Origin of the sequence: Thermobaculum terrenum ATCC BAA-798, assembly GCF_000025005.1 — a bacterium.
Lineage (GTDB): Bacteria > Chloroflexota > Chloroflexia > Thermobaculales > Thermobaculaceae > Thermobaculum > Thermobaculum terrenum.
In genome coordinates this window covers 1056301-1082548 of sequence record NC_013525.1, presented here as the reverse complement: position 1 = coordinate 1082548, position 26248 = coordinate 1056301, and the positions used below count along the sequence as shown (strand labels likewise).

General features: G+C 45.9%; 20 protein-coding genes and 1 tRNA gene. 8 read left to right on the top strand and 13 right to left on the bottom strand.

What is annotated here, in order from left to right; translation table 11 throughout:
• The first annotated feature begins 80 nt into the window (after nucleotides 1–80).
• Nucleotides 81–857, top strand: coding sequence for a TatD family hydrolase (locus TTER_RS05110; protein WP_012874961.1), 777 nt, complete (start codon nucleotides 81–83; stop codon nucleotides 855–857).
• Here the strand turns inward: TTER_RS05110 and leuS are convergent.
• The gene (leuS, locus tag TTER_RS05105; protein WP_012874960.1) at nucleotides 854–3304 is read right to left on the bottom strand and encodes a leucine--tRNA ligase; all 2451 of its coding nucleotides are present in this window, start codon (nucleotides 3302–3304) and stop codon (nucleotides 854–856) included. The two genes, TTER_RS05110 and leuS, sit on opposite strands and share 4 nt — an antisense overlap.
• 154 nt (nucleotides 3305–3458) lie before the next feature.
• Nucleotides 3459–3534 (bottom strand) — tRNA-Ala (locus tag TTER_RS05100).
• Between the two features lie 185 nt (nucleotides 3535–3719).
• On the opposite strand from TTER_RS05100, the gene TTER_RS05095 reads away from it, so the two are divergent.
• Nucleotides 3720–4673 carry an MraY family glycosyltransferase gene (locus TTER_RS05095; RefSeq protein ID WP_012874959.1) on the top strand — a complete coding sequence of 318 codons (954 nt, stop codon included), beginning with the start codon at nucleotides 3720–3722 and terminating at the stop codon, nucleotides 4671–4673.
• On the opposite strand, the gene uvrA is transcribed toward TTER_RS05095, so the two are convergent.
• The 3 genes from uvrA to TTER_RS05080 form a co-directional block, all read right to left on the bottom strand.
• Nucleotides 4670–7546, bottom strand: coding sequence for an excinuclease ABC subunit UvrA (uvrA, locus tag TTER_RS05090; RefSeq protein WP_012874958.1), 2877 nt, complete (start codon nucleotides 7544–7546; stop codon nucleotides 4670–4672). The two genes, TTER_RS05095 and uvrA, sit on opposite strands and share 4 nt — an antisense overlap.
• A gap of 132 nt (nucleotides 7547–7678) precedes the next feature.
• On the bottom strand, nucleotides 7679–7951 hold the full coding sequence (locus tag TTER_RS05085) for a hypothetical protein (protein ID WP_012874957.1): 273 nt from the start codon (nucleotides 7949–7951) through the stop codon (nucleotides 7679–7681).
• Nucleotides 7952–7979: 28 nt separating this feature from the next.
• Nucleotides 7980–8522, bottom strand: a complete 543-nt coding sequence (locus TTER_RS05080; protein WP_012874956.1) for a BON domain-containing protein — start codon at nucleotides 8520–8522, stop codon at nucleotides 7980–7982.
• A gap of 179 nt (nucleotides 8523–8701) precedes the next feature.
• Here TTER_RS05080 and TTER_RS05075 point away from each other — a divergent pair, with 179 nt between their 5' ends.
• Nucleotides 8702–9808 (top strand): protein kinase domain-containing protein, encoded by a 1107-nt coding sequence (locus TTER_RS05075; RefSeq protein ID WP_012874955.1) that lies wholly within the window; start codon nucleotides 8702–8704, stop codon nucleotides 9806–9808.
• On the opposite strand, the gene TTER_RS05070 is transcribed toward TTER_RS05075, so the two are convergent.
• Nucleotides 9788–12670 carry a helicase C-terminal domain-containing protein gene (locus tag TTER_RS05070; RefSeq protein ID WP_012874954.1) on the bottom strand — a complete coding sequence of 961 codons (2883 nt, stop codon included), beginning with the start codon at nucleotides 12668–12670 and terminating at the stop codon, nucleotides 9788–9790. The two genes, TTER_RS05075 and TTER_RS05070, sit on opposite strands and share 21 nt — an antisense overlap.
• Before the next feature lie 188 nt (nucleotides 12671–12858).
• Here TTER_RS05070 and lexA point away from each other — a divergent pair, with 188 nt between their 5' ends.
• The 3 genes from lexA to TTER_RS05055 are packed head-to-tail and all read left to right on the top strand — an operon-like array spanning nucleotide 12859 to nucleotide 15110.
• Nucleotides 12859–13506 (top strand): transcriptional repressor LexA, encoded by a 648-nt coding sequence (lexA, locus tag TTER_RS05065; RefSeq protein WP_012874953.1) that lies wholly within the window; start codon nucleotides 12859–12861, stop codon nucleotides 13504–13506.
• A gap of 60 nt (nucleotides 13507–13566) precedes the next feature.
• On the top strand, nucleotides 13567–14151 hold the full coding sequence (locus TTER_RS05060) for a DUF4126 domain-containing protein (protein ID WP_012874952.1): 585 nt from the start codon (nucleotides 13567–13569) through the stop codon (nucleotides 14149–14151).
• A gap of 14 nt (nucleotides 14152–14165) precedes the next feature.
• Nucleotides 14166–15110, top strand: a complete 945-nt coding sequence (locus TTER_RS05055; protein ID WP_012874951.1) for a DnaJ C-terminal domain-containing protein — start codon at nucleotides 14166–14168, stop codon at nucleotides 15108–15110.
• Between the two features lie 8 nt (nucleotides 15111–15118).
• Here TTER_RS05055 and TTER_RS05050 read toward each other — a convergent pair whose 3' ends face one another.
• The 4 genes from TTER_RS05050 to TTER_RS05035 form a co-directional block, all read right to left on the bottom strand.
• Entirely contained in the window at nucleotides 15119–15991 is an 873-nt protein-coding gene (locus TTER_RS05050; RefSeq protein ID WP_012874950.1) for a lysophospholipid acyltransferase family protein, read from the bottom strand.
• A 112-nt stretch (nucleotides 15992–16103) separates the two neighbouring features.
• A complete protein-coding gene (locus tag TTER_RS05045) occupies nucleotides 16104–18269 on the bottom strand; it encodes a RelA/SpoT family protein (protein ID WP_012874949.1) in 2166 nt (721 codons plus the stop codon).
• Between the two features lie 189 nt (nucleotides 18270–18458).
• A complete protein-coding gene (locus TTER_RS05040) occupies nucleotides 18459–19511 on the bottom strand; it encodes a gluconeogenesis factor YvcK family protein (RefSeq protein WP_012874948.1) in 1053 nt (350 codons plus the stop codon).
• 143 nt (nucleotides 19512–19654) lie between these two features.
• A complete protein-coding gene (locus TTER_RS05035) occupies nucleotides 19655–20290 on the bottom strand; it encodes a RibD family protein (RefSeq protein ID WP_041424364.1) in 636 nt (211 codons plus the stop codon).
• Nucleotides 20291–20519: 229 nt separating this feature from the next.
• Here TTER_RS05035 and TTER_RS05030 point away from each other — a divergent pair, with 229 nt between their 5' ends.
• Nucleotides 20520–21677 carry a ribonuclease H-like domain-containing protein gene (locus TTER_RS05030; protein ID WP_012874946.1) on the top strand — a complete coding sequence of 386 codons (1158 nt, stop codon included), beginning with the start codon at nucleotides 20520–20522 and terminating at the stop codon, nucleotides 21675–21677.
• Between the two features lie 156 nt (nucleotides 21678–21833).
• A complete protein-coding gene (locus TTER_RS05025; protein ID WP_012874945.1) occupies nucleotides 21834–22577 on the top strand; it encodes an SCO1664 family protein in 744 nt (247 codons plus the stop codon).
• Nucleotides 22578–22611: 34 nt separating this feature from the next.
• On the opposite strand, the gene dnaN is transcribed toward TTER_RS05025, so the two are convergent.
• From dnaN to TTER_RS14635, 3 genes are all read right to left on the bottom strand, one after another.
• Entirely contained in the window at nucleotides 22612–23742 is a 1131-nt protein-coding gene (gene dnaN, locus TTER_RS05020) for a DNA polymerase III subunit beta (protein ID WP_012874944.1), read from the bottom strand.
• A 75-nt stretch (nucleotides 23743–23817) separates the two neighbouring features.
• Nucleotides 23818–24558, bottom strand: coding sequence for an NAD+ synthase (locus tag TTER_RS05015; protein ID WP_012874943.1), 741 nt, complete (start codon nucleotides 24556–24558; stop codon nucleotides 23818–23820).
• A 33-nt stretch (nucleotides 24559–24591) separates the two neighbouring features.
• Entirely contained in the window at nucleotides 24592–26247 is a 1656-nt protein-coding gene (locus tag TTER_RS14635) for a protein kinase domain-containing protein (RefSeq protein ID WP_012874942.1), read from the bottom strand.
• Nucleotide 26248: the final 1 nt, after the last annotated feature.

Below are 26248 nucleotides of genomic sequence, written 5' to 3'. Positions count from 1 at the left end.
AGATTATACCGAATATCTGGCACAATACACCTACAGAATAAGTTGTACAAAACGGAAACATTCTCTTGGGGAATACAGAGATGCTTGTAGACTCGCACGCACACATAAATAGCACCGCGTTTGATGAGGATAGAGAACAGGTAATAGTTAGAGCATTCGAACAGGGAATAAGGTTGATCTTGGATGTGGGGACTAACCCTGAGGAATGGCAAAAAAGCATCAAGCTTGCTAGTGATCAGGCCGTGATATTCTCTGCTATTGGACTACACCCTAATGATGCAGATTTATGGAATGAAGAGGTTCAAAGCAAGCTAGAGAGATTGCTATCATCAGACAAAGTAGTAGCTATTGGAGAAACAGGGCTAGATTATTACCGAATGGGATCATCGGTAAAGAAGCAAAAGGAGCTGTTCTCTACACACCTCCAGCTAGCAAAAAAGTTTTCCAAGCCGGTGATAATACACTGCAGAGACGCTTGGGAAGATGTACTGGATGTATTGGCTAGCGAAGGTAAAGATGCAGTTGGCATCCTGCACTCATTTTCTGGCAACTTGGATCACGCGCGGTTAGGTCTACAATTAGGGTACTACATCTCATTCTCAGGATCAGTCACATATAAATCTTCGTCTGGACTCAGAGAGACGGCAGTTTATGTTCCCCTTGATAGACTACTGGTCGAAACGGACTCACCATATCTTCCGCCGCAGCCATATAGAGGCAAGCGCAATGAGCCCTCTTATATAAGAAAGACTCTGGAGGTGATAGCTGAATGCCGAAATGCCCAGCTAGAAGAGCTGGAAGCAGCTATCACCTCCAACGCGGTCAAACTATTAGGTATAACAGGGTTACCCGATTAGCCAACTACTATATTTATCAGCTTACCTGGTACCCATATGACGTTCTTTACGCTCTTCCCATCCAGATGAGCCCTAACCTTCTCGCTTTCCAGGGCTGCTCTTTGAGCTTCTTCCTGAGCTACGTTGTATGGCAATTCCAGCTTGTCTCTAACCTTACCATTTACTTGCACAACAATAGTAACTGTCTCCTCTACAAGCTGGGAAGGATCATACTCAGGCCAAGGTTGGATATGCACGCTGTAAGCTCCACCCAACCTTTCCCAAAGTTCCTCAGCTGTGTGAGGAGCAATAGGTGCCAACATCAGTACCAAATTCTTCAAAGCAGTATCTAGCTGCTCCTTAGTCATCTCAGAGCGAACATCCGCTATCCAATTGGACATCTCCATCAGAGCAGCGATTGATGTATGGTACTTCAAATCTTCGATACCTCTGGTTACCCGATCGATGGTACGATGTAGCATCTTCATGTCTACGCCGGGGCCATTACCATAATCGTGCCTGGAGTCTACCAGAGAATAAAGCCTGTTGAGGAACCTGGATACACCCTGAACACCATGCACGCTAAACTCATTATCATCCTCATAGGGACCCATGAAAAGTAGATAAGTTCTTAGAGCATCGGCTCCATATTTCTCTATGTACTCATCGGGATTAACAACGTTGCCCCTGGACTTGCTCATCTTGGCCCCGAGGTGAGTTATGATGCCATGCAGTCTCAATCGAGTGAATGGCTCATCAAACTCTAGATATCCCAGGTCATACAGAACCTTGGTAACGAACCTAGAGTACAAGTGATGCAGGACTATGTGCTCCTTACCTCCCATATAGGAGTCAACAGGTAGCCACTTACGAGTGATATCCCGATCAAATGGCCTATCATCAAACTCTGTAGATGGATACCGTAGGTAGTACCACGAGGAATCCAGGAAGGTATCAGAGACGTCAGTCTCGCGTACAGCAGGACCTCCACAATTGGGACATTCTGTCTTGTAAAACTCCTCGACCAAGGCCAGAGGCGATTTACCGGTTCCTGTGGGCCGGAAGTTCTCAATATATGGCAATTCCACAGGCAGCTGATCTTCGGGTACGGGCACCTCCCCACAATTATCGCAATATATAATCGGTATAGGTGGGCCCCAGTATCTCTGTCTGCTTATCAGCCAGTCCCTCAACCTGTAGGTGACTGTGTGCTTCCCAAGCCCTCTTTCTGCAAGCCAGTCAGTAATAGCCTTCTTGGCTTCCTCATTGGGCATTCCATCAAATTGACCACTGTTCTTCATTTGACCAGGGCCTATATATGCCTGCTCCTCTACGCCTTCGGGAGATTGGACAACCTCAACTATAGGCAATCCGAACTTCTTAGCGAACTCATGGTCACGCTCGTCATGAGCTGGCACAGCCATAATCGCACCAGTCCCGTATGTCATTAGTACATAGTCGGCTATCCACACGGGAATGCGCTCACCATTAGCAGGATTTATGGCATAGGCTCCAGTAAATACTCCCGTCTTCTCTTTCTCAAGCGAGAGCCTCTCTATCTCGCGCTCCCGCATAGTTGCTTCTTTATAAGCTTGTACAGCCTCCCTGCATTCGGGAGTGGTTATTTTATCCACCAGAGGGTGTTCCGGGGCCAGGACTACATACGTTGCCCCAAAGACTGTATCTGGCCTGGTGGTGAAAACAGGCACCTTATCACCTGTACTTTCGATGGTGAATATGAGCTCTGCTCCTTCACTTCGACCTATCCAATTTCTTTGTAGTCTCTTAGATACCTCAGGCCAATCCAGCTTATCTAGATCATTGAGCAACCGTTCAGCATAATCAGTGATTTTGAAAAACCACTGCACCATCTCACGCTGGATGACCTCAGTGTCGCACCGCTCACAGCGCCCATTTATTACCTGCTCATTGGCTAATACTGTTAGGCATTGAGGACACCAGTTGACGGGCGCACTCTTACGTACGGCCAAACCCGCCTTGTACATTTGCAGAAACAGCCATTGTGTCCACTTATAGTAATTAGGCTGGCTGGTATTCACCTCGTGCGACCAATCCCACATACAGCCCAGCCTGTTCATCTGCTCCCTAAAGCGGGACACAGTACGCTGAGTCAGCACCATGGGATTTATTCCTAGTTTCAATGCATAGTTCTCAGAGTGGATACCAAAGGCATCAAACCCCATGGGCTCAAACACGTTGTAGCCCCGCATACGTCTATAGCGACCGTTGGTATCGGCTCCGCTATATGTGTAAACATGTCCTACGTGCAGCCCTTCCCCCGAAGGATATGGGAACTCCATCAAGTTGTAGTACTTGGGCTTAGATTCATCCCTAAGATCAGTTTTATAGATCTGGGTTTGCTGCCACCTTTGACGCCACTTGGCCTCTATAGCATGAATGTCGTTATTGTTTGGAGATTGAACGCTTACATCAGGCTTATCGACCATTGCTACAGCCTCCAGAAAATCGAAAGTCCCCACATAGTAGGGAGACCTCAAGGGATTGAGACTTAGATAAATTATTCTAAACCCTACAATACATGAAAAGCCAACCGAGGATACATAAGGACACAGCAAGAGGAAAGTAGCATACCTATAGCTTTGGTGGAGGTGAGGGGATTCGAACCCCTGACCTCTACAGTGCGATTGTAGCGCTCTCCCATCTGAGCTACACCCCCATCAGATATAGAGTATAACCTTCGCCCGCTCCTAGTGTCAAAGTATTGTTATAGACTCTGATAGAATAGCCAGGATTCCACTTTTTACGGGGCACATATCAGCAGTGACTTATATTCTAGCTTTCATAGCAGGTGGTCTCCTTTCGATAGCGCTAACCCATCTACACATTCGGATATGTTACAAGATGGGCTGGCTAGTTTACCCATCACCTAGGAGGATACATAAGGTACCAACACCACACGTTGGAGGATTAGCTTTATACTTAGCATTCACATTAGTAATAGCTTCGTTCGCTCTTGTAGGGCAAGTATCTTCTTATCATGCGATAGCGATAGTGGGATTTAGCACAGCCCTCACGCTTTTGGGCTTTGCGGATGACCTCTACGATCTGAGTGCCGGTATACGCTTACTTTTTCAGGTAGCGTGCGCCATAGCTGTAGCTGCAGGATTTGGAATCATGATCCAAAGCGTAACGCTGCCAATTTTAGGGACTATCTATCTTGATAGAACTATATCAGGATACATGTTCACGATCTTTTGGATAGTTGGGATGATCCAGACAGCGAATCTCTCAGACGGCATAGATGGCCTAACTGCAGGTCTATCTACCATTTTCTCCGTGTTCTTATTGCTAGTAGCCATAAGGCTAGGACAATACGAGTTAGGTATTTATGCCTCGACACTTGCAGGGGTGTCCTTAGGATTCCTAAGATACAACTTTGCACCAGCTAAGATCTTTATGGGGGATTCAGGAGCTTACTTCTTGGGATTCCTGATGGCCGTATTATCTATACTAGGTAGCGCAAAGCTCACGACTGCCCTGTTGGTGATGGGAGTACCAATCGCTGATGTGGCCTATAGTATTATCAGGAGAATTCGAGCTGGTGTCGTCATACATATGGCAGACAAGGAGCATCTGCATCAAAAGCTTGTAACTTTGGGGCTATCTCAAAGAGTCACTGCGATCATCTTCTACATAATAGCCATACTATTCGGGGCAGCTGGGCTAATCCGCACCAGAGAAATAAGGATACTAGCGCTGGCAAGTCTATTTGTACTTGCTGCGATTATTATCCTATATGTAGATAGAAGATCTAGGTTCATACAGAGTAAACACATAGAATCAAAAGAAAATTAGCTGACAGCTCTTAATTCCAAGTCTCTCTCAAGCATAGGTCTGAGATACTGGCCGGTATAGGAATGTTCGCACATAGCGACATCTTCCGGAGTACCCTGAGCAATCACTTGCCCTCCGCCTTCTCCACCTTCAGGACCAAGATCTATTATCCAGTCTGCACACTTAATCACATCAAGGTTATGTTCTATAACCAGAACTGTATTACCAGCATCAGTCAGCCTTTGTAGTACATTTAAGAGCTTATCTACATCGGCAAAGTGCAATCCCGTTGTGGGTTCATCTAGAATGTAGAGCGTTTTACCTGTGGCTCTCTTAGAGAGCTCTGTGGCTAGCTTCACTCTCTGTGCTTCTCCCCCAGACAGAGTTGTGGCTGGCTGACCCAGTTTGATGTATCCGAGGCCAACCGCACACAAAGTCTCCAATTTGTTCCTGATCGCTGGTATATTTTCGAAGAACTCCATCGCATGCTCAGCCGTCATCTCAAGAACATCGGCTATGGAATAACCCTTGTACTTGATCTCAAGTGCCTCGCGATTGTACCGCTTGCCATGACACACTTCGCAAGGCACGTAGACATCAGGTAGGAATTGCATCTCTATCTGGATGATACCCTCACCTTTACAGGCCTCGCACCGACCTCCTTTTACGTTGAAGCTGAAACGCCCAGGCTGATAACCCCTAGCCCTAGCCTCAGGGACCTTTGAGAACACTTCACGAATATAAGTAAACACTCCCGTATATGTGGCCGGATTAGATCTAGGTGTCCTCCCAATAGGAGATTGATCTATGTCGATCACCTTATCCAGGTAATGAATTCCTTCTATCCTGTCATGATCTCCGGGCTTGTCCTTCGAGCCGTAGAACTCCTGAGCCAGACGCCTGTAAAGGATATCGTTGACCAGGGTGCTCTTGCCTGATCCTGACACACCAGTTACACATATGAACTTTCCTAAAGGTATCTCGACATCTATATTCTTCAGATTGTTCTCGCGTGCTCCCACTATGCGCAGGAATTTACCATTACCTTCTCTTCTTCTAGAAGGTACTCTAATAGATTTCCTGCCAGACAAATAAGCCCCCGTTATAGACTTTTCAGATCTCTCAATATCCTCAACTGTACCTTGAGCAATGACCTCTCCTCCATGTTCGCCAGCCCCTGGACCCAAATCGACTATCCAGTCAGCCGCGCGCATGGTATCTTCGTCATGCTCAACCACCAATACAGTGTTTCCCAGGTCTCGAAGCTTGATCAGTGTGTTTATCAGTCTAGTGTTATCTCTCTGGTGCAAACCTATGCTGGGCTCATCAAGGATATAGATAACTCCCATAAGGCTGCTACCTATTTGGGTAGCTAACCTGATACGCTGAGCCTCTCCTCCAGCCAAGGTGTTTGCAGACCTATCAAGGGTGAGATAGTCAAGCCCAACATCTACTAGAAAGCCCAACCTCTCACGAATTTCCTTGAGTATTGGTGCAGCTATTAGAGACTCTCTCTTTGTAAGGGGAGTTTCCCCGGTATGGCCAGATAGATACTGGATAAAAGCTAAAGCCTCCCGGATACTCATAGCAGTTATCTGTACTATGTTCTTACCAGCAACTGTAACTGCTAGAGCTTCGGGCTTCAGCCTTGCACCTTTGCACACTGGGCAGGGCCTATTAGACATATATCTTTCGAGCTCCTGCCTGATATAATCTGATCCCGTCTCCTTGTAGCGCTTACGCAGTATAGAAACCACACCATCAAACTTAACTTCAAATCGTCTTCTATGGTGGCGCACGATAACCGGGTCAGGTGCACCGTACATCAGTATCTTCAATTTATCTTCAGTCAGTTGTGAGACGGGTACATCCATGGGTATGGAATACTGCTCACATACGGCAGTAACTACGTCCATGTAATAAGCAGAGGTATTCTGGCCCATCTTTGTTAGGGGTTCGAGGGCTCCATCTATTATTGATGTATCAGGAGACTTGATTATCAGCTCTGGATCAAACTCTAGCATGCTCCCAAGGCCAGTACATTCGGGGCATGCGCCATGTGGACTATTGAAGCTAAATGTACGTGGCTCAAGAACTCCGACACTTATACCACAAACAGGACAAGCGTTGTTCTCAGAGAACAACATATCTTCCCCATCTATTACAGAAACAACTACTAGGCCTTCGGCCAATCGCAAGGCAGTTTCGATAGAATCGGCCAGCCTTTGCCTCTCAGAAGATCCTTCTTCATCTCCATGCCTTATAACAATTCGATCGACTACTACTTCAATGGTATGAGATTTATAACGCTCAAGTTGAATGGGTTCGTCCAGGTTATGTATTTGCCCATCCACTCTAGCCCTAACAAAACCTTTCTTCATCAAGTCGGCAAATAGCGATGAGTACTCGCCCTTTCTGCCCCTCACAACTGGGGCTAGTATCATCAACCTCGTACCATTAGGAAGCCTCAAAACAGCGTCCGTGATCTCCTCTACGGTCTGACCACTTATCTCCCTCCCACAATTAGGGCAGTGAGGATGTCCAACACGAGCAAACAGCAGACGCAAATAGTCATAGATTTCTGTGACGGTACCCACGGTTGACCTGGGATTACGGGTTGTTCCCTTCTGATCGATAGATATGGCTGGAGAGAGACCCTCTATGAGGTCTACATCGGGCTTTTCCATCTGCCCTAGGAACTGCCTAGCATAGGCAGAGAGACTCTCTACATAACGCCTCTGGCCTTCTGCATAGATAGTATCAAAAGCTAAACTACTTTTCCCCGAGCCAGAAAGCCCAGTTAGAACTACGAGCTTATCTCTTGGTATATCCAAGGATATATTCTTGAGGTTATGTTCACGAGCACCACGTATACTGATCTTATCAGGAGGCATACCACCAACTCTAGAAGAAAGGTCTAAATAGTGTACCTATGCACTAATACTACAGTCAACCAAATCTTAGAACTTTAGTCTCAGACATCTCTGTCTTAGAATGACAAATATATAGATTCCTGGATTAAATCCTTAGCCTTGTAATCTCTTGCCACAAAAAACTACCCTACCACTCATATCTGTGTGGTAAACGTACTCTCTTGAAATAGCTATAAGTATTATCTCATAACCATCGGTGGGAGCTTCTGGGTATTTCTTTCCAGGTTCAGGACATCCCAGGCCAGCGTCAGGCCATCTCATCTTCTTTACAGCAGCAACGACTACCTCAGGCTCGCTGACGCCAGCCCTAGTAGCACAATCTCTTCGGGCTATATCCAATGCGTTGACAACTACCTCTTCGACCATAAATCCTCCATAAATCCTCCATGGTATACTACTGAGTATCTACTTCTAGCTCCTCTCTTACTTCTATTACTCCTGGGACGTTGCTAGCAACTGACTCTGCATTCTCAGCGTCCATAATAGTAGGAACTCTACCTCTAAGTATAACGACACCATCACGAGCGTACACATCTATATCAAGATCTGCCGTTGTGGCATCTCGCCTCAAGGTATCGATCACTCGCTGTGTAAGCTCGTCATCAGGTACTTCCAATATCTGATCTTCGTCATAATCACTAAGCAGTGATTCATCGTTTCCAGAGGAGAATCCCCCCAATACATCAGCACCGCCTTCGTCGTTAGCTTTTGGCTCTATCACAGGATCGGTCGGGGGGAAGTAAGGTTCGGCCTCTTCAGAGGATATAATGGCAGAAGATGTTTCATCTGTTGTAAAATCCGTCTCGTCGTTATTAAGTCGTAAGGTGTCCTCATCAAAGGTTTCATCAGGTACAGGAATCTCAGAAGGCACATCTACATCTTCCCTTTCCTGTTCTTTCGGCACCTTATGAGACAAATCTCGTCTATCATCACCCATAGGAAACACCTCCTTTAGCCCTCATAGTGTTCACGAACAGGGAGAGAGCAAGAGGAGTGCCATATACTCAACTTGGAGCTGTTTCCCACGTTTGACACTGATCCAACGGTCTCATAACATTACTTCAAGAGAGAGTGATTTAAGCCAAGGGAGAATATCCTATAGCAGTCATAGATTTAGTGCTGAACAATAGATACGAGCTGCTTCAACCGCTAGGCCAAGGCGGGATGGCTAAGGTATATCTAGCCAAAGACAGGTTTCTGGGGAGGAGAGTAGCAGTCAAAATACTACATCCATCCCTGAGCGATGACCACAGATTCCTAGCTAGATTTAGGAGGGAAGCCGAGGCGGCTGCGGCGCTAAATCATCCACATATAGTAAGCGTGTACGACGTTGGTAACGACGGCAACCTTCATTACATAGTGATGGAATATGTTGAGGGGCTGAATCTTAAGGAGCTGATAGTCCAGAATGGAGCTCTATCCCCAAGAAGAGCGGTAGATATCGCTTGGCAAGTTGCCAATGCCCTGCAGTACGCGCATGAACATGGCTTGGTACACAGAGACATCAAGCCTCACAATATAATTGTAGCTCCTAGCGGTATAGTAAAAGTCACAGACTTCGGGATAGCAAAAGTCACCACGGAGGCAACTCTTACCGAAGAAACTGTCACCCTAGGTACAGCTCAGTACCTTTCACCAGAACAAGCCCAGAACGGTCCTGTAACTCCCAGAACGGACATCTACCAGCTTGGCGTAGTACTATACGAGGCCGTGACTGGGTTCGTGCCTTTTCCAGGCGAAAATCCCATTGCAGTAGCTTTAGCCCATGTTAAGGAAGAGCCTGTTAGACCCACACTTCTTCATACTGACGTCTCTCAAGATCTAGAGAACATCATACTCAAGGCTATGGCCAAAAACCCTAAGGACAGATTTGCATCTGCCGAAGAAATGGCCCAGGCCCTTCAGAGATGGGAATCCAGATCGCTTCCTACATCAACGGGCTACGACATTAGCACCAATCGAGGAATATCCTCTATAAGAGACAGTAAAAGTTATTCCTCCACAGCCAAGGTTTCGGGTTCTAGCGGCTGTATAACGAAACTGGTAGGAATAATAACCATCGGGGTAATATTGAGTGCTATTCCTATAGCTGTACTCTTGTATAACAGTAACGATAGAGCTAGCCAAACTCCAGCTATCGAGGAAAAACCTATAGTCGTCACTGCCACCCCGACGTCAAACGGAAGCAGTCAGAATACAACACTAAGATCTGCTAACAGATAATCGTTCCTCTGAATTCTGACCTAACCACCTCTTAACTTCAGGAGCTAGTAATCGAGCTGGACCTTTCTGCATCTTACAGTTAGGTAGAGATGTTAGGAATTTTACTCCGTATCTCTTGGTAAGAACCCTCTTATCCAGTATGACTACCACACCTCTATCAGTCTTGCTCCTGATTAATCTGCCGAAGCCCTGCTTCAACCGAAGTATGGCCTGAGGAATAGCATAGTCATTGAAAGCATCAGCAAAAGTCTCACTTCTAGCCACAAATACAGGCTCATTAGGAACCTCGAAGGGTAGCTTGGCTATTATCAACAGGCTAAGAGCATCACCAACTACATCGACGCCTTCCCAAAAGGACCTAGTGCCAATTAGAACTGTCCTAGGATTTGACTTGAACTGCTGGAGTAACCTGTGTCGAGACCCTTCTCCCTGAGAGAGGACGAGGATATCGTGCCTTGCAAGCTCCCTATAGATAGCCTTTTGGGTAGCCTGCACTGCGCTGTGAGAGGTAAAGAGCACCATTGTCCTGCCCTCAGCAGCCAGCACAAGCTCAGCCACCAGGGACTCCACAGCATCCTGGTATCCAGCTGTGCCTGGCTCAGGTATATCTGTAGGTACTAGCAATAAAGCAGTTTCTTGGTAATTAAATGGTGACCCCAACATAAGTTGCTGGAATTCATATAACCCCAGACGCCCGGTCACATAATCAAAGTTACGATCAGTAGTCAGAGTAGCTGAGGTTAATATAACCGCCTTCTTCTTAGAATAGAGCTCTTCCTGAAGTATACCTCCTACATCCAAAGGAGCTTTATGCAAAGTAATCGTTCCGTACCTATGTGAGTAAGAGATCCATGTTACATCATTCTCTGTAGGTGCCGTGATAATAGAATTCATCTCATGGATATAGTCTTGCAGGAAGACTTCTATGGCCTGCACCTCCGCCAGCAACTCCTCATACTCTGCTATGTGCAATCCCTCCAAGCCCTCCAGAAGCTCCCCACAATGATGTACCTCATCCACCAACTCCCTGAGAGTAAGTTTGAGATTCTCCCAGGCTAGCAATACCCCTTCCCATTGCTCCCCTCCCCTTACCTCAGCAGTCAACCTCAGATGCTCATCATAGCCGTTCTGCATCCCCATGGATGCAGGCAGCAGCCTACCAAGGCTCGCGAAAAACTCATCCACCCTGGCTCTGGTTCTTTCGGTCCTCTGAGCAAGCCTCATGGCTATGTTGGTTACTTGCTCCACGCTTGCGTTGGAAGCACGACTGCCCTGCATATGGACTGGCAATCTGGCGGATATACCTTCTGGACGGACGGGATTAGAGTTATCCATCACCCTGTTGAGCAGCTCATGTAACGCCCTACTATCTACCTCAAAGCCAAGATGATTGGTAGCCTGATCTTCTAGTCTATGAGCTTCGTCGATTATCAGGTAATCGTAGTTGGGAAGTACGGAGTTGTTTGAAGCAAGATCAGAGAGTAATAATGCGTGATTTATTACTACCAGGTGAGAGGACTCAGCTTCTACTCTAGCTCGGAACAAGAAACATTGCCTTCCCTTTCGGTTTCGGCAAACCCTTGTCGTGCAAGTCTCCTCAGTAGCAGATACTCTTTGCCAGAATTGCTTCTCATCCGAGGTCAACGGCAGCTCAGATACATCACCTGTGATCGTGGTCTGCAGCCATAATAGTACCTTTACCGCAAACTTGGCTTCTTCCGGTGTATTTATTCCCGATCTTAGAAACCTTTCCCACCTGTTCAGACAAAGGTAATTATTTCTACCCTTTACTAAGCTAACTCTTAGATCTTTACCCTTACCTCCAAGTAGCTTCCTAACGGCAGGAATATCCTTGTTATAAAGCTGATCCTGCAAGTTGATAGTATCAGTAGATATTACCACCCGCTGGTTATTCTTAAGAGCAAATATGGCACTTGGGATAAGGTAGGCTAGGGACTTTCCTGTTCCAGTACCAGCTTCTACAACGAGGTGTTTGCTATTGTTAATACTCCTGACCACTTCTAGGGCCATATCTATTTGCTGGTCTCGCACTTCATAACCAGGAAAAGTTTTGGATAGCTCTCCACCAGGCGAGAAAATGGATTCTATATATGACTCATCCAGATATTCGGTAACCTCTTTGGGTTGTAGAGGGGAAGGCCTGGGTGGTTCTGATAACAAATTACTTGTTATGTCTTCTTCAGTTATCCCCTTAGATGCCAGTAAGGATCCTATGTTGCCAGAAGGACGAGCTGCCTGTGACTGCCAAACCTCTTCATACAGCGTCTGAAAGACCATCTTCATCGGCCAATCAACATTATCCGTAAGCCTGATTACTTGAGTAACTAGTTTTGGATTCAATCGCCTCAACCTGGCAAGCAAACCCAGGAACACTTGTCTGGTGATCTCTGCATCCGCTAAGGCATCATGGTGATTGTCAACGGATACACCTAATGCAGAGGCAACCCCCTGCAAAGAATAAGCGTTAAGACTAGGCATTAAAAGCATGGCTAGCTCCCAGGTATCTAAGCTTGGATTATCAAGAGCTAAGCCTTGCTTAGCAAGAAAGGATAAGTCATTCCCAATGCTATGACCAACAATGGGATGATCCCCTACAAAGGATCTCAGCTTATCCTTTACCGCGTCAAAGACCGGAGCTTTATTGAGATCATTAGGATTTATGCCCGTGAGCCTTGCTATACGAAAAGGAAGCTTGACCTTAGGTCTCACAAGCGTTCCCCATCTCCCAAGAACCCTGGTCTGCGTGAACTTAACCGCACCTATCTGAATAATCTCATCCTGTTCTGGATCATGCCCTGTCATCTCAAGATCCAGGGCGACAAATATTCTTTCAGCTGCCATAACAACCCACGCTTCTAGCTAAAATAGTCGAACATATGAATTTAGCCTACCTTATCGCACTTAGTCAAAGGGGTTTCGATTTCTATAAATGTCCTCATATCCGCTATAATCTACTGGCGTGAACTAATGTTCAAAACTATAATGTATAATAGTGAAATATACACAAAATATAGTAAAGGGGGTACCCTGTGGCAAAAGACAAACTAACAGCTAAGCAACAACAGATATTATCCTTCCTGCAGGAATTTATACAGGAATATGGCATCCCTCCAACAGTCAGGGAGATACAAAGATCTCTTGGGCTATCCTCCACTTCTGTAGTTGACTACAACCTGAAGCAGCTAGAAGAAAAGGGATATATAACTAGGAACAAGAACATAAGCCGCGGTATATCCCTGCCGTTCAAGAAGGTCGAGGAAAATGTGACTACTATACCGGTGGTAGGGGTTATAGCTGCCGGAAGCCCCATTGAAGTTCCAGAAGATCTTAGTGATCCAGCAGTATGGGCCGATACCATAGAAGTAAACAACTCACTACTCAACCTCAAGTCTGATGGCTTGTTTGCGCTTAGAGTAAAGGGGCATTCCATGGTAGATGCGCTAATAGATGACGGCGATCTTATTATCATGAGGCATGCTAACACAGCAGAAAATGGAGAGACCGTCGCCGTCTGGCTTGAGAAGGAAAAAGCTACTACACTCAAGAAGTTCTACCACGAAGGAGATAGGATCAGACTGCAGCCGGCAAATATAACCATGCAGCCTATATATGTCTCGCCTGATGACATACAAATACAAGGCAAGCTAGTGGCTGTAATACGGCAGATTAGCAAATAACCCGGCAAATAGAAGCTAGAATAGAGAAGACACACCCATATTACACTGAGGCTAGACTACATGGATCCCCTAAGCTCAATAGCTACAGGTTTTGGAGCATCGGCACCAGCTGGTTGGAATCCATATCTAGCACTTCTACTCATATCGCTTGGTGCTAGATTCGGATGGGTCAAGATAGCTGATAGCTTCAGCTTTCTTACATCCACAACGGCCATAGTCATATTAGTAATACTTGTAACACTAGAAGTAGTGGCTGATAAGGTACCAACTATTGATCACTTCAACGATCTAATAGGTACAGTTATTAGGCCATTAGCTGGTGCCATTCTTTTTGCAGCAGTAGGTTACAACTTTGATGGCAATACTTGGATCTCCTACGTACTGGGTGCTGTATCGGCAGGTAGTTTGCATGCCATCAAAGCTAGTACAAGGCCCTTATGGACAATAACTACTGGAGGACTTGCGAACCCTGTGGTGAGCGTCTTCGAGGACCTAGGAGCAGGCACAGTAGTTATCCTAGCAATGCTAGCTCCATTGGTTAGTCTACTCATCCTGGTCTTACTACTATTTGTCGTTATATCCTTGTTGATGCTGCTTCGGCGAAGGGTTAGGAGGAGACCATCTGCAAAGATTTCTAAGGTCTAGGGAAGATACGCTGGATGAACAAGAACTACTACGAAATATTAGGCGTAAACCAAAAGGCATCTCAGGAAGAGATACGTGCCGCCTATAGAAAACTGGCTCGACAGTATCACCCCGACCTACACCAAAACAGTAAAGAGGCCGAAGAGAGGTTCAAAGAAATAAACGAGGCCTACCAAACACTAATTGATCCTGAGAGGCGCAAAAAATATGACCGCGAGATTGCCTCTTTTCGTACTTACTCTAAATCTGAGACTGAAAACATCTCGGATATATTCAAGAATATATTTACTAATGGCCGAAGAGGTCAAACGACTAACCAAACTCGTACTTCTAGCTTTCAGAAGGGTGATGATATAGAACAAAAAGTAGAAGTATCACTACAGGAAGCCTTTCTGGGAACAACAAGGATACTACAGTTACAACAGGAGTCAACTTGCCTCGAATGCAATGGTAGGGGATTTAGAGCCTCGCGCTTATGCAATACCTGTAGAGGCAAGGGAACAGTAGATGTAAATAAAAGACTTGAGGTTCATATCCCTGCGGGAGTAACCAATGGCAGCAGGGTGAAGATCCCCAGTAAGGGCAACGCCAGAGAAATCGGCCAAGAGCCAGGGGACCTGTATCTGCTTATAAGCATTAGACCCGACAAATCCTTCCAGGTGGAAGGAAGAGATATCAGAACCGAAGTCATGGTTGACATCTATACATGTATCTTTGGGGGAGAAGTACCTCTTGCGACCCCTGACGGTAAAACATTAATACTGACGATTCCTCCTCGCACTCAAAGTGGCACCGTATTGCGATTAGCAGGCAAAGGATTGCCTACTATAGGGAAATCAAACACTCCACCTGGTGATCTATTAGTGAGAGTGCTGGCCAAAATTCCTAGCAACCTAAGCAATGAGGAACTGGAGCTATTCAGGAAGTTAAGGGATCTAGATAAAGGCAAAAGGAATTAATTCGCAAATTAATTCGCAGTCTCAGACCAAACATCGCGTGCCATTACCCACTGTCCAGGATGTCTCTGGATATGCTGACTAAATATATCTGCAAGCCTCTGCGTAAGTATCCTTACATCTTGCTCAAAATCTCCCGTAGAGGGCTTCTCCAGCTCCTCGTACAGCTTAAGGTGCACTCTGTTCCCATGCAGCCTAGTTATTAGAAGAGGGCATAAAGCTGCGCCTGTTCGTAACGCTAATGTCGCAGCACCAGCCGGGAGCAAAGTCTTGTAATTACAGAATGTCACCTCCACGCCCTTGTTAGACACACTTCTATCAATGGCTAACACCACCGTACCGTTTGCTCGAAGCACACGCAGTATGTTCCTAACTACAGATGAATCGGCCTCAATTATGTTCACACCCGGTGAGCTCCGCAGAGACGTTACTAACCTACCTACCTTGATGGGTTTGAGAGGTTCAACGACCACCCAGACAGGAAATCCGAGTACGGTTGCCAACTCAAAGGCAAGATTGAATCCAGCCATATGAACGAAAGCTATTATCAAACCTTTCCCCTGTGATAGAGCCCTCTCTGCGTTCTCTACCCCCTCCACACTAAGCCTGTCTAACATGGCGCCACGCCTTTTGGTCGACAGCAGAACCAAGTCATAATAATCCTTAGCTATGTTGACAAAGACCTGTCTTACATACTTATTGACGATTGACCTTGAAGCAGTAGGACCCAGCACATGAGTTATGTTATTGGTTATAGCTTTCCTAGCAGGGCGATTGAATACCCAGAAGATAAGTCCAACAAGACTACATATAAAGTAACCAACATCATGAGGGACTCTAGGAGCAATAAAAAGAGCTATCTTGAGCGCGTAGTAGGTTGGCACTCAGGGATCTATCCCCCTTTCCGGATGTTATGAGACATTAGTCATCGCAATAAGACAGATCAATAATAGAGGGTTGTGATGTCTGTTTACAACTTATGTGAAAATCGCAGGTCTAGGCCGTCTTTGCAGCAGAAGCAGAAGGAGTTCTACGTCTGACCTCTATAACATCTGGCAGCCTCTCCAGCTTGAGAAGCAGTCTACTCAGCTCAGCACCGTCAGCAACTTCTACAGCAAACTGTATAGTCACCGTATGGTCCTTATGATCAAAGGTCTGCACATCCCTCATGTTGATCTTCTCATTTGATACCACAGTGCTCACATCTCGGAGCAGACCAACCCTATCTATGGCCACTACTTGTAGAACCACAGAATAAAGCTGCTTCTGAGTACCATCCCAGCTTACCTGTATGATCCTCTCAGGGTCAGCCTTCTGGATATTTGGGCAGTCAGCTCTATGGATGGAAACACCACGCCCCCTGGTAACATACCCCAGTATCTCATCACCCAACATTGGAGAACAACACCTCGCCAAGGTAGTCAGCAGGTCTCCAACACCCATTACCTTGACATCTGTAGCAGCTGCAACGGCTTTGGGCAGGGTTTCAGACATAATGGTTTTCTGTTCTTGGACCACCAGCTTGCCAGCTATTTGAGAGGTGTTGATAGCCCCATAACCTACAGCTGCTAAGAAGTCATCCAACTTCTGATAGTTTGGGAAATGAGCAGCAACCTCTTCTAGCTTTAGATGCTCAAGGCCAAGCCTCCTTAGCTCCCTTTCAACCATCTCTCGGCCCTGAGCGATATTTTCTGTTCTCTCCTGCTTCCTGAACCACTGCCTGATCTTCTCCCTGGCAGAGGCCGTACGCACGTAACCATAAGCAGGATTTAGCCAATCCCTGCTTGGCCCTTGCTTAGTCTTGCTAGTACGTATCTTTACCACATCGCCATTCTGAAGGACGTAATCTAGAGAGACAAGCCTGCCATTGACAGTAGCTCCCACACAATGATGACCTATCTCAGTATGGATTCTATATGCGAAATCAATCGGCGTAGCCCCCCTGGGAAGTTCAACCACATCCCCATTAGGTGTAAAAACATAAATGTGCTCTTGGAGCAGATCGCTCTTCATAGACTCGACAAACTCTTGTGCATCGGCGACCTCATCTCGCCATTCCAAGAGCTGTCTAAGCCATGTAATCCTATGTTCAGCAGCCTCGTTAGCCTTCTTACCCTCTTTGTATCTCCAGTGTGCAGCTATACCGTACTCTGCAACCTCGTGCATATCTCGGGTACGTATCTGTATCTCCAGGGGTTTACCATCCAGTCCTACCACAGCAGTATGCAGTGACTGGTACATGCTTTCCTTGGGCATAGCTATATAATCATCGAACTCCCCCGGGATTGGTCTCCAAATACTATGGATCACCCCCAATGCCGCATAACACTGCATCACCTCATCGGTGATCACACGCAACCCAAGGACGTCAAAGATCTGATCAAAAGAGCGCTGTTTTTGCTCCATCTTGCGATATATGCTATACAGATGCTTGCGCCTTCCAGTAATCTCTGCAGGTATTCCCTCAGCATCCAAGGCCTTCTTGAGAACATCTATAGCCTGCTCTATATACTTGCCTCTAGTAACTCCCGACCTTTCTACCTGTGCAGCTATCTCTCTATATTTATCCGGGTAAAGAACCTTGAAGCTAAGATCCTCAAGCTCGCTTCTGAACTTGAATATACCCAATCTCCCAGCTAAGGGAGCATATATCTCCAGCGTCTCTCTAGCCTTCGATAATTGCTTGTCGCGCGGGAGATGCTCGATAGTGCGCATGTTATGCAGACGATCAGCAAGCTTTATAAGGACCACCCTGGGGTCTTCGACCATAGCCAAGAACATCTTTCTTAAGTTCTCGGCCTGAGCTTGCTGCTCCTTGGGGTCTTTCTCATCATCAGGACTGAGCCGTATCTTATTGAGCTTGGTTAGCCCATCAACAAGACGAGATACTTCAGGTCCAAAAATAGTCTCTATGTCATCTAGAGTGAGATTGGTATCTTCGACCGTATCATGGAGCAATGCGGATGCTATAGCTTGAGCATCCTGCTTGAGGTCTGCAAGTATCAGGGCTACGTTAACAGGGTGCGAGATAAAAGGCTCCCCAGATTTACGATACTCTCCCTCATGGGCCTTATCGGCAACCTCATAGGCACGGCGTATGAGATCCTTATCTAAGGAAGATAGATAATTTGTTCCTTTGTCAAGAGTTTCCCAGTAGCCCATATTACAGACCTCACTTATTAAGGGCTGTCCGCGAATAGTGTATCATTATCTTGAATGCACTGATTGATTGTCAATCAGGTAATAAGTCCTTCTACTTTAGAAACAATATATCTGGGTATCAGATTTCAATAAAAACCCCGGCTCGGGCATTCATCTGCTGAGCCGGGTTTTTTATGAGACGACAGGTAGTTACTGACTAACGGTCACTGACTGCTTATCAACTTCAGAAGACGTTGGAGAAGACACTTGAGCATATACATCCATCACAGCCTCAGCCAAAAGCTGAGGATCATGCCTTACGTAAGCGCCTGTCTTAGTAAGAGGTCTTACAATAAGTTTGGGCACTAGCTGATGGCACTCTGCAAGGTCTATACTTACGGGCACAGACTTCTGCTCTGCATACCTCTGAAGCACATCTGAGGGTATGTGCTCATGATAGTTGATTATCGCGTAGTCTAGACCAGAATGCCCTCTGAGATATCTTAGAACCTGTCTTATGAAATCAGAGGCTTTGTAGCCATCGGTTTCACCATGCTTAGTCATTATGTTGACTACAAATATCTTGATCGCTCTGCTTCTCCCAATTGCCTCAGGAATACCATCAACCAATAGGTTTGGTATAACCGAGGAGAACAAATCTCCAGGTCCTATGACTATAACATCAGCGTCCTCTATTGCTTGAATCGCTTTCTGATTGGCTTCTGCAGGCGGATCCAAATATACCTTATCTATAGGATCCTCTGGGTCATCCCTCCTTATATCTATATTTGTTTCGCCCTTGATCACATTACCGCTCGCTGTGACTGCCACCAGATGGGTATCTGTTAATGTAACAGGTACAACCTTTCCCCTGACGTTTAGAATATTGGCTGCTTCTTCAACAGCTCTGTCGGTACTGCCAGTGATCTCAGTAAGAGCTGTCAAGAACAGATTACCGAACGTATGGCCACTTAAACCATTGCCTTTTTCAAATCTATACTCAAATAATCGACGAAGCATCAGCGTTGCTTCATCGTCCGCTGCCAAGGCAACTAATGCCTTTCTAAGATCTCCCGGAGGGAGGTGACCGAACTCGTCTCTAAGTCTGCCAGTGCTTCCCCCACTATCGGCCATAGTTACGATAGCAGTAAGGTTTTGAGTATAATGCTTGAGCCCCATTAGGGCCACATATACACCTGTACCACCACCTATTACAACCACCTTGGGTTGCATGTAAGCCTGATTAATCGCTTTATTTTCCATACGGCAAAACCCCTAGTATGATCTACACATCCCCTTGCACTGTAGGAGACAAAACTAGTTTACAGAAAAATACAACTTTCTATCTCACCTATGATTAAGAACGTTTATACATCAACTTCGTTACATAAAATAACATGATCAAATCATTCAACAAATTTATACCTAGTAAAGATCTCGCTATCACTAACATAAAGGCTAACCAATTGCAGTTGAGTCTTAACTGGCAAGTTGGAAGTCGGCATAACCATCGGAAGTCCTTCTTTGCCTATAACCTTTGGAGCTATGGTCCAGAAGAGCTCATTTACAGAGCCAGATTCAATAAAAGCCGCATTGAGCTTGGGCCCCCCTTCCAAAAGCAGCCTGGTAAGTCCGTACTGGTTCCGTAGGGTGGATATCACCTCTTCAGGCTTAGGATATGGATGACTACTAACGTGTACAGAAGCATAATCAGAAAGATCCAGCAGCGACTTATTGCTTCCAAAGATGATAAGATTTTCTTTGCCCAACTCCATGAGAGATTTATATAGCTTTACCTCGCCCTGGCCGGAGACTATAACAAGGCGTGGATTAGCAGATTTGCCCGCAGCTACCCTCTCATGCTGCATATCTTCAGGTATATCTACAGATACACGTTCGTTGCGAGCCGTCCCAGCTCCGACTATTACAGCGTCTGCAAACGACCTTAGTCTACGCATCAGATAATGATCAGCATCATCACCGATAGGATATGCTTTACCGTCTATGGTGGCTCTGCCATCAACTGTCGTTACCATATTCATGTAGACATATGGCTCATCAATAGGCAGCCATAAGTCTGTATATACGTCAGTCAGTCTACATTCTCTTAGACAAGGATATACTTGCAACATGATCACTTATCTTTATCAATAAGAAGTAATAGAGTATTACACTAAGGATACAGTATAATTCTTCCCACTAGGCACTATCCAGAAGGAAGAATTAATTCTTGAGAAATTCTTATCTTGTCAGGTTGAAAGGACAACTAGTATGTTGTCTCCCAAAGAGGAGAAGATACAAATTCTTGGGGAAGGTGTTTACCTAAGGTCTACTGTTTACTCAGCACCTTGTCCATACGGATCAAGCGACCTTAGTGAGCTATTCAACACCGACCTAAGCTCGCTAGGTGCGCTCTGCAGCGACCAATCGCTATTCAACACCTCTCTAGATGACCTCTTGCTCCTAGACTTGGAAACAACCGGGCTCTACCATTCGTCCGAGACCTACATTATTGCAGTTGGTAGTGCCCACTTTCGAGACGGAAATATAATCGTGCAGCAGTTATCTATCGAGCATCCTGATTATGAAAGGGACATGTTAGCTTATCTGCTAAATTCTATGACCAATTTTTCAACGATACTGTCTTTCAATGGCAAGATGTTCGATTTACCAATGCTAGAGTTCAGGTGTTCTGAGTTGGCCTTAGATTGGAAGGCTATAGCTGTAAGCATACATAGGCACGCAGATATGCTTTACCCAGCTAGAAGGTTATGGAAGGAGAGGTTAATTAGTTGCAGGCTAGCCAACTTAGAGAGAGAACTTTTAGGAGTCGTGAGGGTAGATGATCTGCCTAGCAAGCTGATTCCGGAAATGTATGCCCTCTATCTACTACAAGGAAACCCTGAGATTATCGACTTGATATTAGATCATAATAAGTACGACCTCTTGGCACTAACTGGTATCACTTTATTAGCATGTCAGTTATACAACAACGGTTATAAGCTTCAATCCTTGTATCCTTTGGATGCATACAGCTTAGGGAAAATATATGAATCTAACGGCGAATATGAAAAAGCCCTGATTGTATATAACTACTCCCTATCTTATACACTGCCCAGGCACATACAGCTGGATATCTGCCGAAGGCTCAGCTCTATCATAAGAGGCATGGCGCAAAAGAGTGACTTGATAGTGGCACTCCACAACATTGCTTTGCATTCTGACAACAAATCAGCACTGATATTAGAGGAGCTGGCCAAGCACTACGAGCACGAAGAGAGAAACTACTATAAAGCGCTAGAAATGGTACAAACAGCCATAACTATAGCTGCCTCCGATTGTTGCCTGCATACTAATCTCCGAAGATTACGAAAGAGGCTAAACAGGCTGCAAAGCAAAATAGACGGGCTTCATATAACTCCTCACTAGTAATTTAAGGCCGATTGAGAGCTATAACAGGAATATCTTTCAACTTGATCGCGTATTAACCTACGGGTATACTCCAACACGGAGCTCCAAATGGACCATGAATTTTTCACCAGGTATAGAAGAAGAGCACATAGAGCGCATCCATGGGAGAGGTCTATGGAAAGAGAGCGCTCTGAAGACTCCCAGCTAACAGAAGCAGAGATAGAACAACTACTGAAGCACGGAGAGATTAAGGGAGGAGCTCTAGCTCCTTGGGGCTCCAATTACACCTACTTCGTCCAAGTATCCCTGGGAAGCCTGAAACATAGAGCGGTATATAAGCCAAGAATTGGAGAAGCCCCACTTATCGACTTCCCGGACGGTACTCTTTATCTGCGAGAGTACGCTTCTTACATCACGAGCAGATGGCTAGGCTGGAACCTTATCCCACAGACGGTGATTCGTACCGGTCCAAAGGGCATTGGCACGCTGCAGATATACGTGGAACCAGAGACTGAGCCGCACATCTATAGCTTAAGAGCTGAGGATATCCCACAATTACAAAGGTTGGTTTTGTTTGACATTATAGTCAACAATGCCGATAGAAAGCCTGCTCACGTTTTCCGGGGCAAAAACCATAATGTCTGGGCAATTGATCACGGTCTTACCTTTCATCCCAGGCCAAAATTGAGGACAGTTATATGGGAGTTCTGTGGCGAACCTATACCAGAGGATATCCTTACCGAGCTTGAATCGAAGGCATCGGACAAATCTAAAGTAGAAGAACTCAATGAGCAGCTAAAGGAACTTTTGACTCCCCTGGAGATAGAGGCTTTCTGGCATAGAGTAGAATCAATACTCAAAAGCCGCACCTACCCTATCTTGGATCCAAGAAGGAATATACCGTACGGATTCATGTAGAGAGTAGGAGGTTAATGATACCTCCTACTCCCTATTACCTTCCGACCAGATGCATCGGCATGATGACATGAGTATAGCTACCATTGCCCACTGGACGAATAACCCCAGGTGAGTTTGGAGATTGTGTTTCCAGCGCGACTTGATCCGACTCGATCACAGACAATACATCGGTCAAGTATCTGCCATTGAATGCGATCTGTCCGCCCTCACCTTCGACAGTTGCCTCTAGCGAATCGCTACCCGATCCCACCTCGGCCGCAGTAGCACTTACGACTATCTTTCCGGTATCACCCTCATCCCCAGGAGATATGGTAAGTTTGACAGCATTAGAGCTATCTCTTCCGAAGATAAGAGCTCTGGTTATGGCTTCCCTAAACTCCTTGGTGTGTACTACTGTCCGGGTAACATACTGCTTAGGAATTATCTGCGAGTAGTTAGGGAAATTACCATCTATCAATCTAGATATGACATTTATATTCTCGGCCTGAAAAACTATTTGTGATTTATTCGGGTTAATAGTGATCTCTACTTGCTCTTCGTGATCTCCAATAAGTCGAGATAGTGCATCCAAAGCCTTAGCAGGGACTATCACGTTCACGCTCTCAGCGGAGCTATTTATGCTCTGCTCCTTAACAGAAAGACGAAATCCATCAGCTGCTGCTAGAGTAAGCTTATCCCCATCGATCTTGAATAAGACTCCCGCTAACACAGGACGACTATCGTCAGTGGCTGCAGCAAAAACCACCTGCTCTATCATGCCCTTAAGCACTTCAGCATCTATCCTCAAAGTAGGCTCTTCAGATGCCGAAGGTACCGTTGGAAAATCTTCAGGGTCCATACCATGGATATCAGCAGCAGAGTGTCCAGCAGCTACATGTAGCTTGTGCCCTTCATTTAGTTCAAGAAGAACCTTCTCATTAGGGAGGCTAGATATAAATTCGGTGAACAGCCTAGCGGGGACGGTCGTTACACCTTCTCTCTCTATATCTGCCCCTACCCAAGTAGTTATGACAAGCTCTAGGTTGGTTGCCTGGAGCTTCAGCCTACCGCCTTCGGTGGCCAAAAGTATGTTACCTAGTATGGGGAGAGTAGCACGAGGGCTAACTGCTCTACTTACAACTGACAGTCCTCTACTTAAGTTCTCTTGTAGACACCAAAGCTTCATATATCTCTCCCTAGGACCTCCATCAAATAACCATCTGCGTTCACGGATTATAAGGCTCCTAGGTACTGTTTGCAACTAAGATGTTACCGGAGAGTAGATAGCAGGAAGCTCTCTCTTGTGAGACGACCTGCGCACCATAGACTGCACCATCGAGAACACATCCTCAGGAATACCGTCTCTCTCTCCTTTCTCCAGGGCCTCTAAAGCTCTATCTAACTGCTCATAGGTAATCCCCATTTCCCCTTCATCCGTCTGCCCGGGCCAAAGACCTGCGCTAGGAGGTTTGGCTATTATCTCCTCGGGAACCCCGAGCACCTTAGCCAATTCTCGAACATCCTTCTTGTAAAGCCCTCCTATGGGGAGTATATCTACGCCACCATCACCATATTTAGTGTAATAACCCACCATTATCTCGGTCTTGTTGCCAGTACCAACTACCAAGAGGTTATTAGTATTAGCAATGTAGTATATAGTTATCATTCTCAACCTTGGCTTCAAATTCGCCTTTGCCAAATCAGATCCTTCAGGCAAAGTCTGTATAAGCAGGTCAAAGACTGGGGATAGATCTATTTTCTGAGGAGTAAGTCCAAACTTTTCAGCAACCAGGCGAGCGTGCTCCTCATCCTGAGGGTTACTATGTATAGGCAGAATTAGCGTGTGTACTTTATCGGGACCAACAGCCTTGACGGCTAGACCTGCTACGGTTGCAGAATCTATACCCCCTGATAGATTAAGTGCTATACCCTTAGCCCCTGCCTCATCGACCTTAGATTTTATCCAGGTCGCTATGTCATCCGCTAAAGATCTATAATCCATATTTGTATCCTCCTTAGGATTTGTCACTAGATTCTATCTCTTTGGCCCCTCTTTTTCTGGCTTAGGTGGCTTCGGGGGTTTGGGCAAATCTTTAGAATTTTTACTCCCTTTCTGTTCAACTTGCACAATAGGGCTCTGTTTCGAGGGGCTAATTGATTGTTCATTATTAGTGTCGTTTTCAGAACCAAAGGAGATCCATGCCGATGGCCCAGCTATAGACTCCCCACTTAGCTGGGAGGCTAAATCAAGTAAATTACCACTTCGCTTCCCTGAAGCAGTGGTAATAGTAACCATCAAGTCTCGAGCAGGATTAGCTTCTATCCTAAGATATGTATTGGCCTCTAGCTGCCGATACTCACCGGGGAGTAAATCAAACTCATTTGTATCCCCATCGACTGTCGTCTTAACATGAACGTTGTTTGTGGCTAGTAGTTGTCCGAATATCTTACCGGGCACAGGTTCTATATTAGGCGTGGGGCTCCCAGATGGAGCATTTTCGCTAGTGCCTTTCTGGGATGAGAGAACCACCGTAACATAGCTACCTTTGTCGACTTTTTCGCCTGGAGGGGGTGACTGAGATACAACTACCGATCCTGCTCTTCCATCTTCGTACCTGACGCGTAATTGAATATCACTCCGTTGTGCAAGCTGCCTTGCGGATCTCAGACTCATTCCCACGAATGAGGGGACAGTTACTTTCACATCTGATGAGGTTAATGCTCCAGAGCTTAATCCTCTCCCTAGGGAGTAGACATCAGGCCATCTCCACAAAGTAACCGCTATTATTAGCATTACCAACAACAATGCAATGGGAAGAGCGCGTATTCTCCGTCTTCGTCTATTAGTGATTCCATTCTTTGGTACAAAGCCTGTTGGAATCGTTACAGTGCTCTCCTGTGAGAAAGCTGCCGCCGATCGAGGAGACAGATTCTGTAGATCCCTAAGAAACGCATCTACACTCTGATATCTATCTTCTGGTAACTGCGATGTAGCCTTCTTGATTATTCTTAAAACCTCAGGAGGCAACCTAACTTTGCCCTGATCTAATCGAACAGGCTCCCAAACCTGTGATCTCTGAGGAGGAGTACCCGTAATACATTCCCAAAGCACAAGCCCCAGACTGTATATATCAGTACGCTCGTCAACCTTGTCTCCAAGTAGCTGTTCAGGTGCCATATACAGCGGGGTACCATACGCCCTGCCTGAACTGGTCTGAGTACTATCTATCTGAGCCTGAGCGATGCCAAAGTCGACTAGCTTAGCCCTTCCATCTTTGCTAATGAGTATGTTCTGAGGCTTAACATCACAGTGTATTATCTTATTCTTGTGCGCATAGGAAAGGGCATCAGCAACCTGCGAAACTATAGCTTTCGCTCTTTCTAAGGGCAGTCTCCCCTGGTTCTTTATAAACTCCTTTAAGCTTTGACCATCAACATATTCCATAACAATGAAAGGTGTACCATCTTCTTCGCCCACATCGTAGACATCAACTATGTTGGGATGGTTCAGCACAGCCACAGCGCGAGCTTCACTTAAGAATCTGCGCTTGAGACCAGGATCCACATCAGGATTTAAAACCTTGATAGCGACAGAGCGGCCCAGCAATGTATCTGTAGCAAGATAGACGGTAGCTACTCCCCCCGTCCCTATCTTACGCTTGACTTCGTATCGTCCATATCTTGTAGACAAT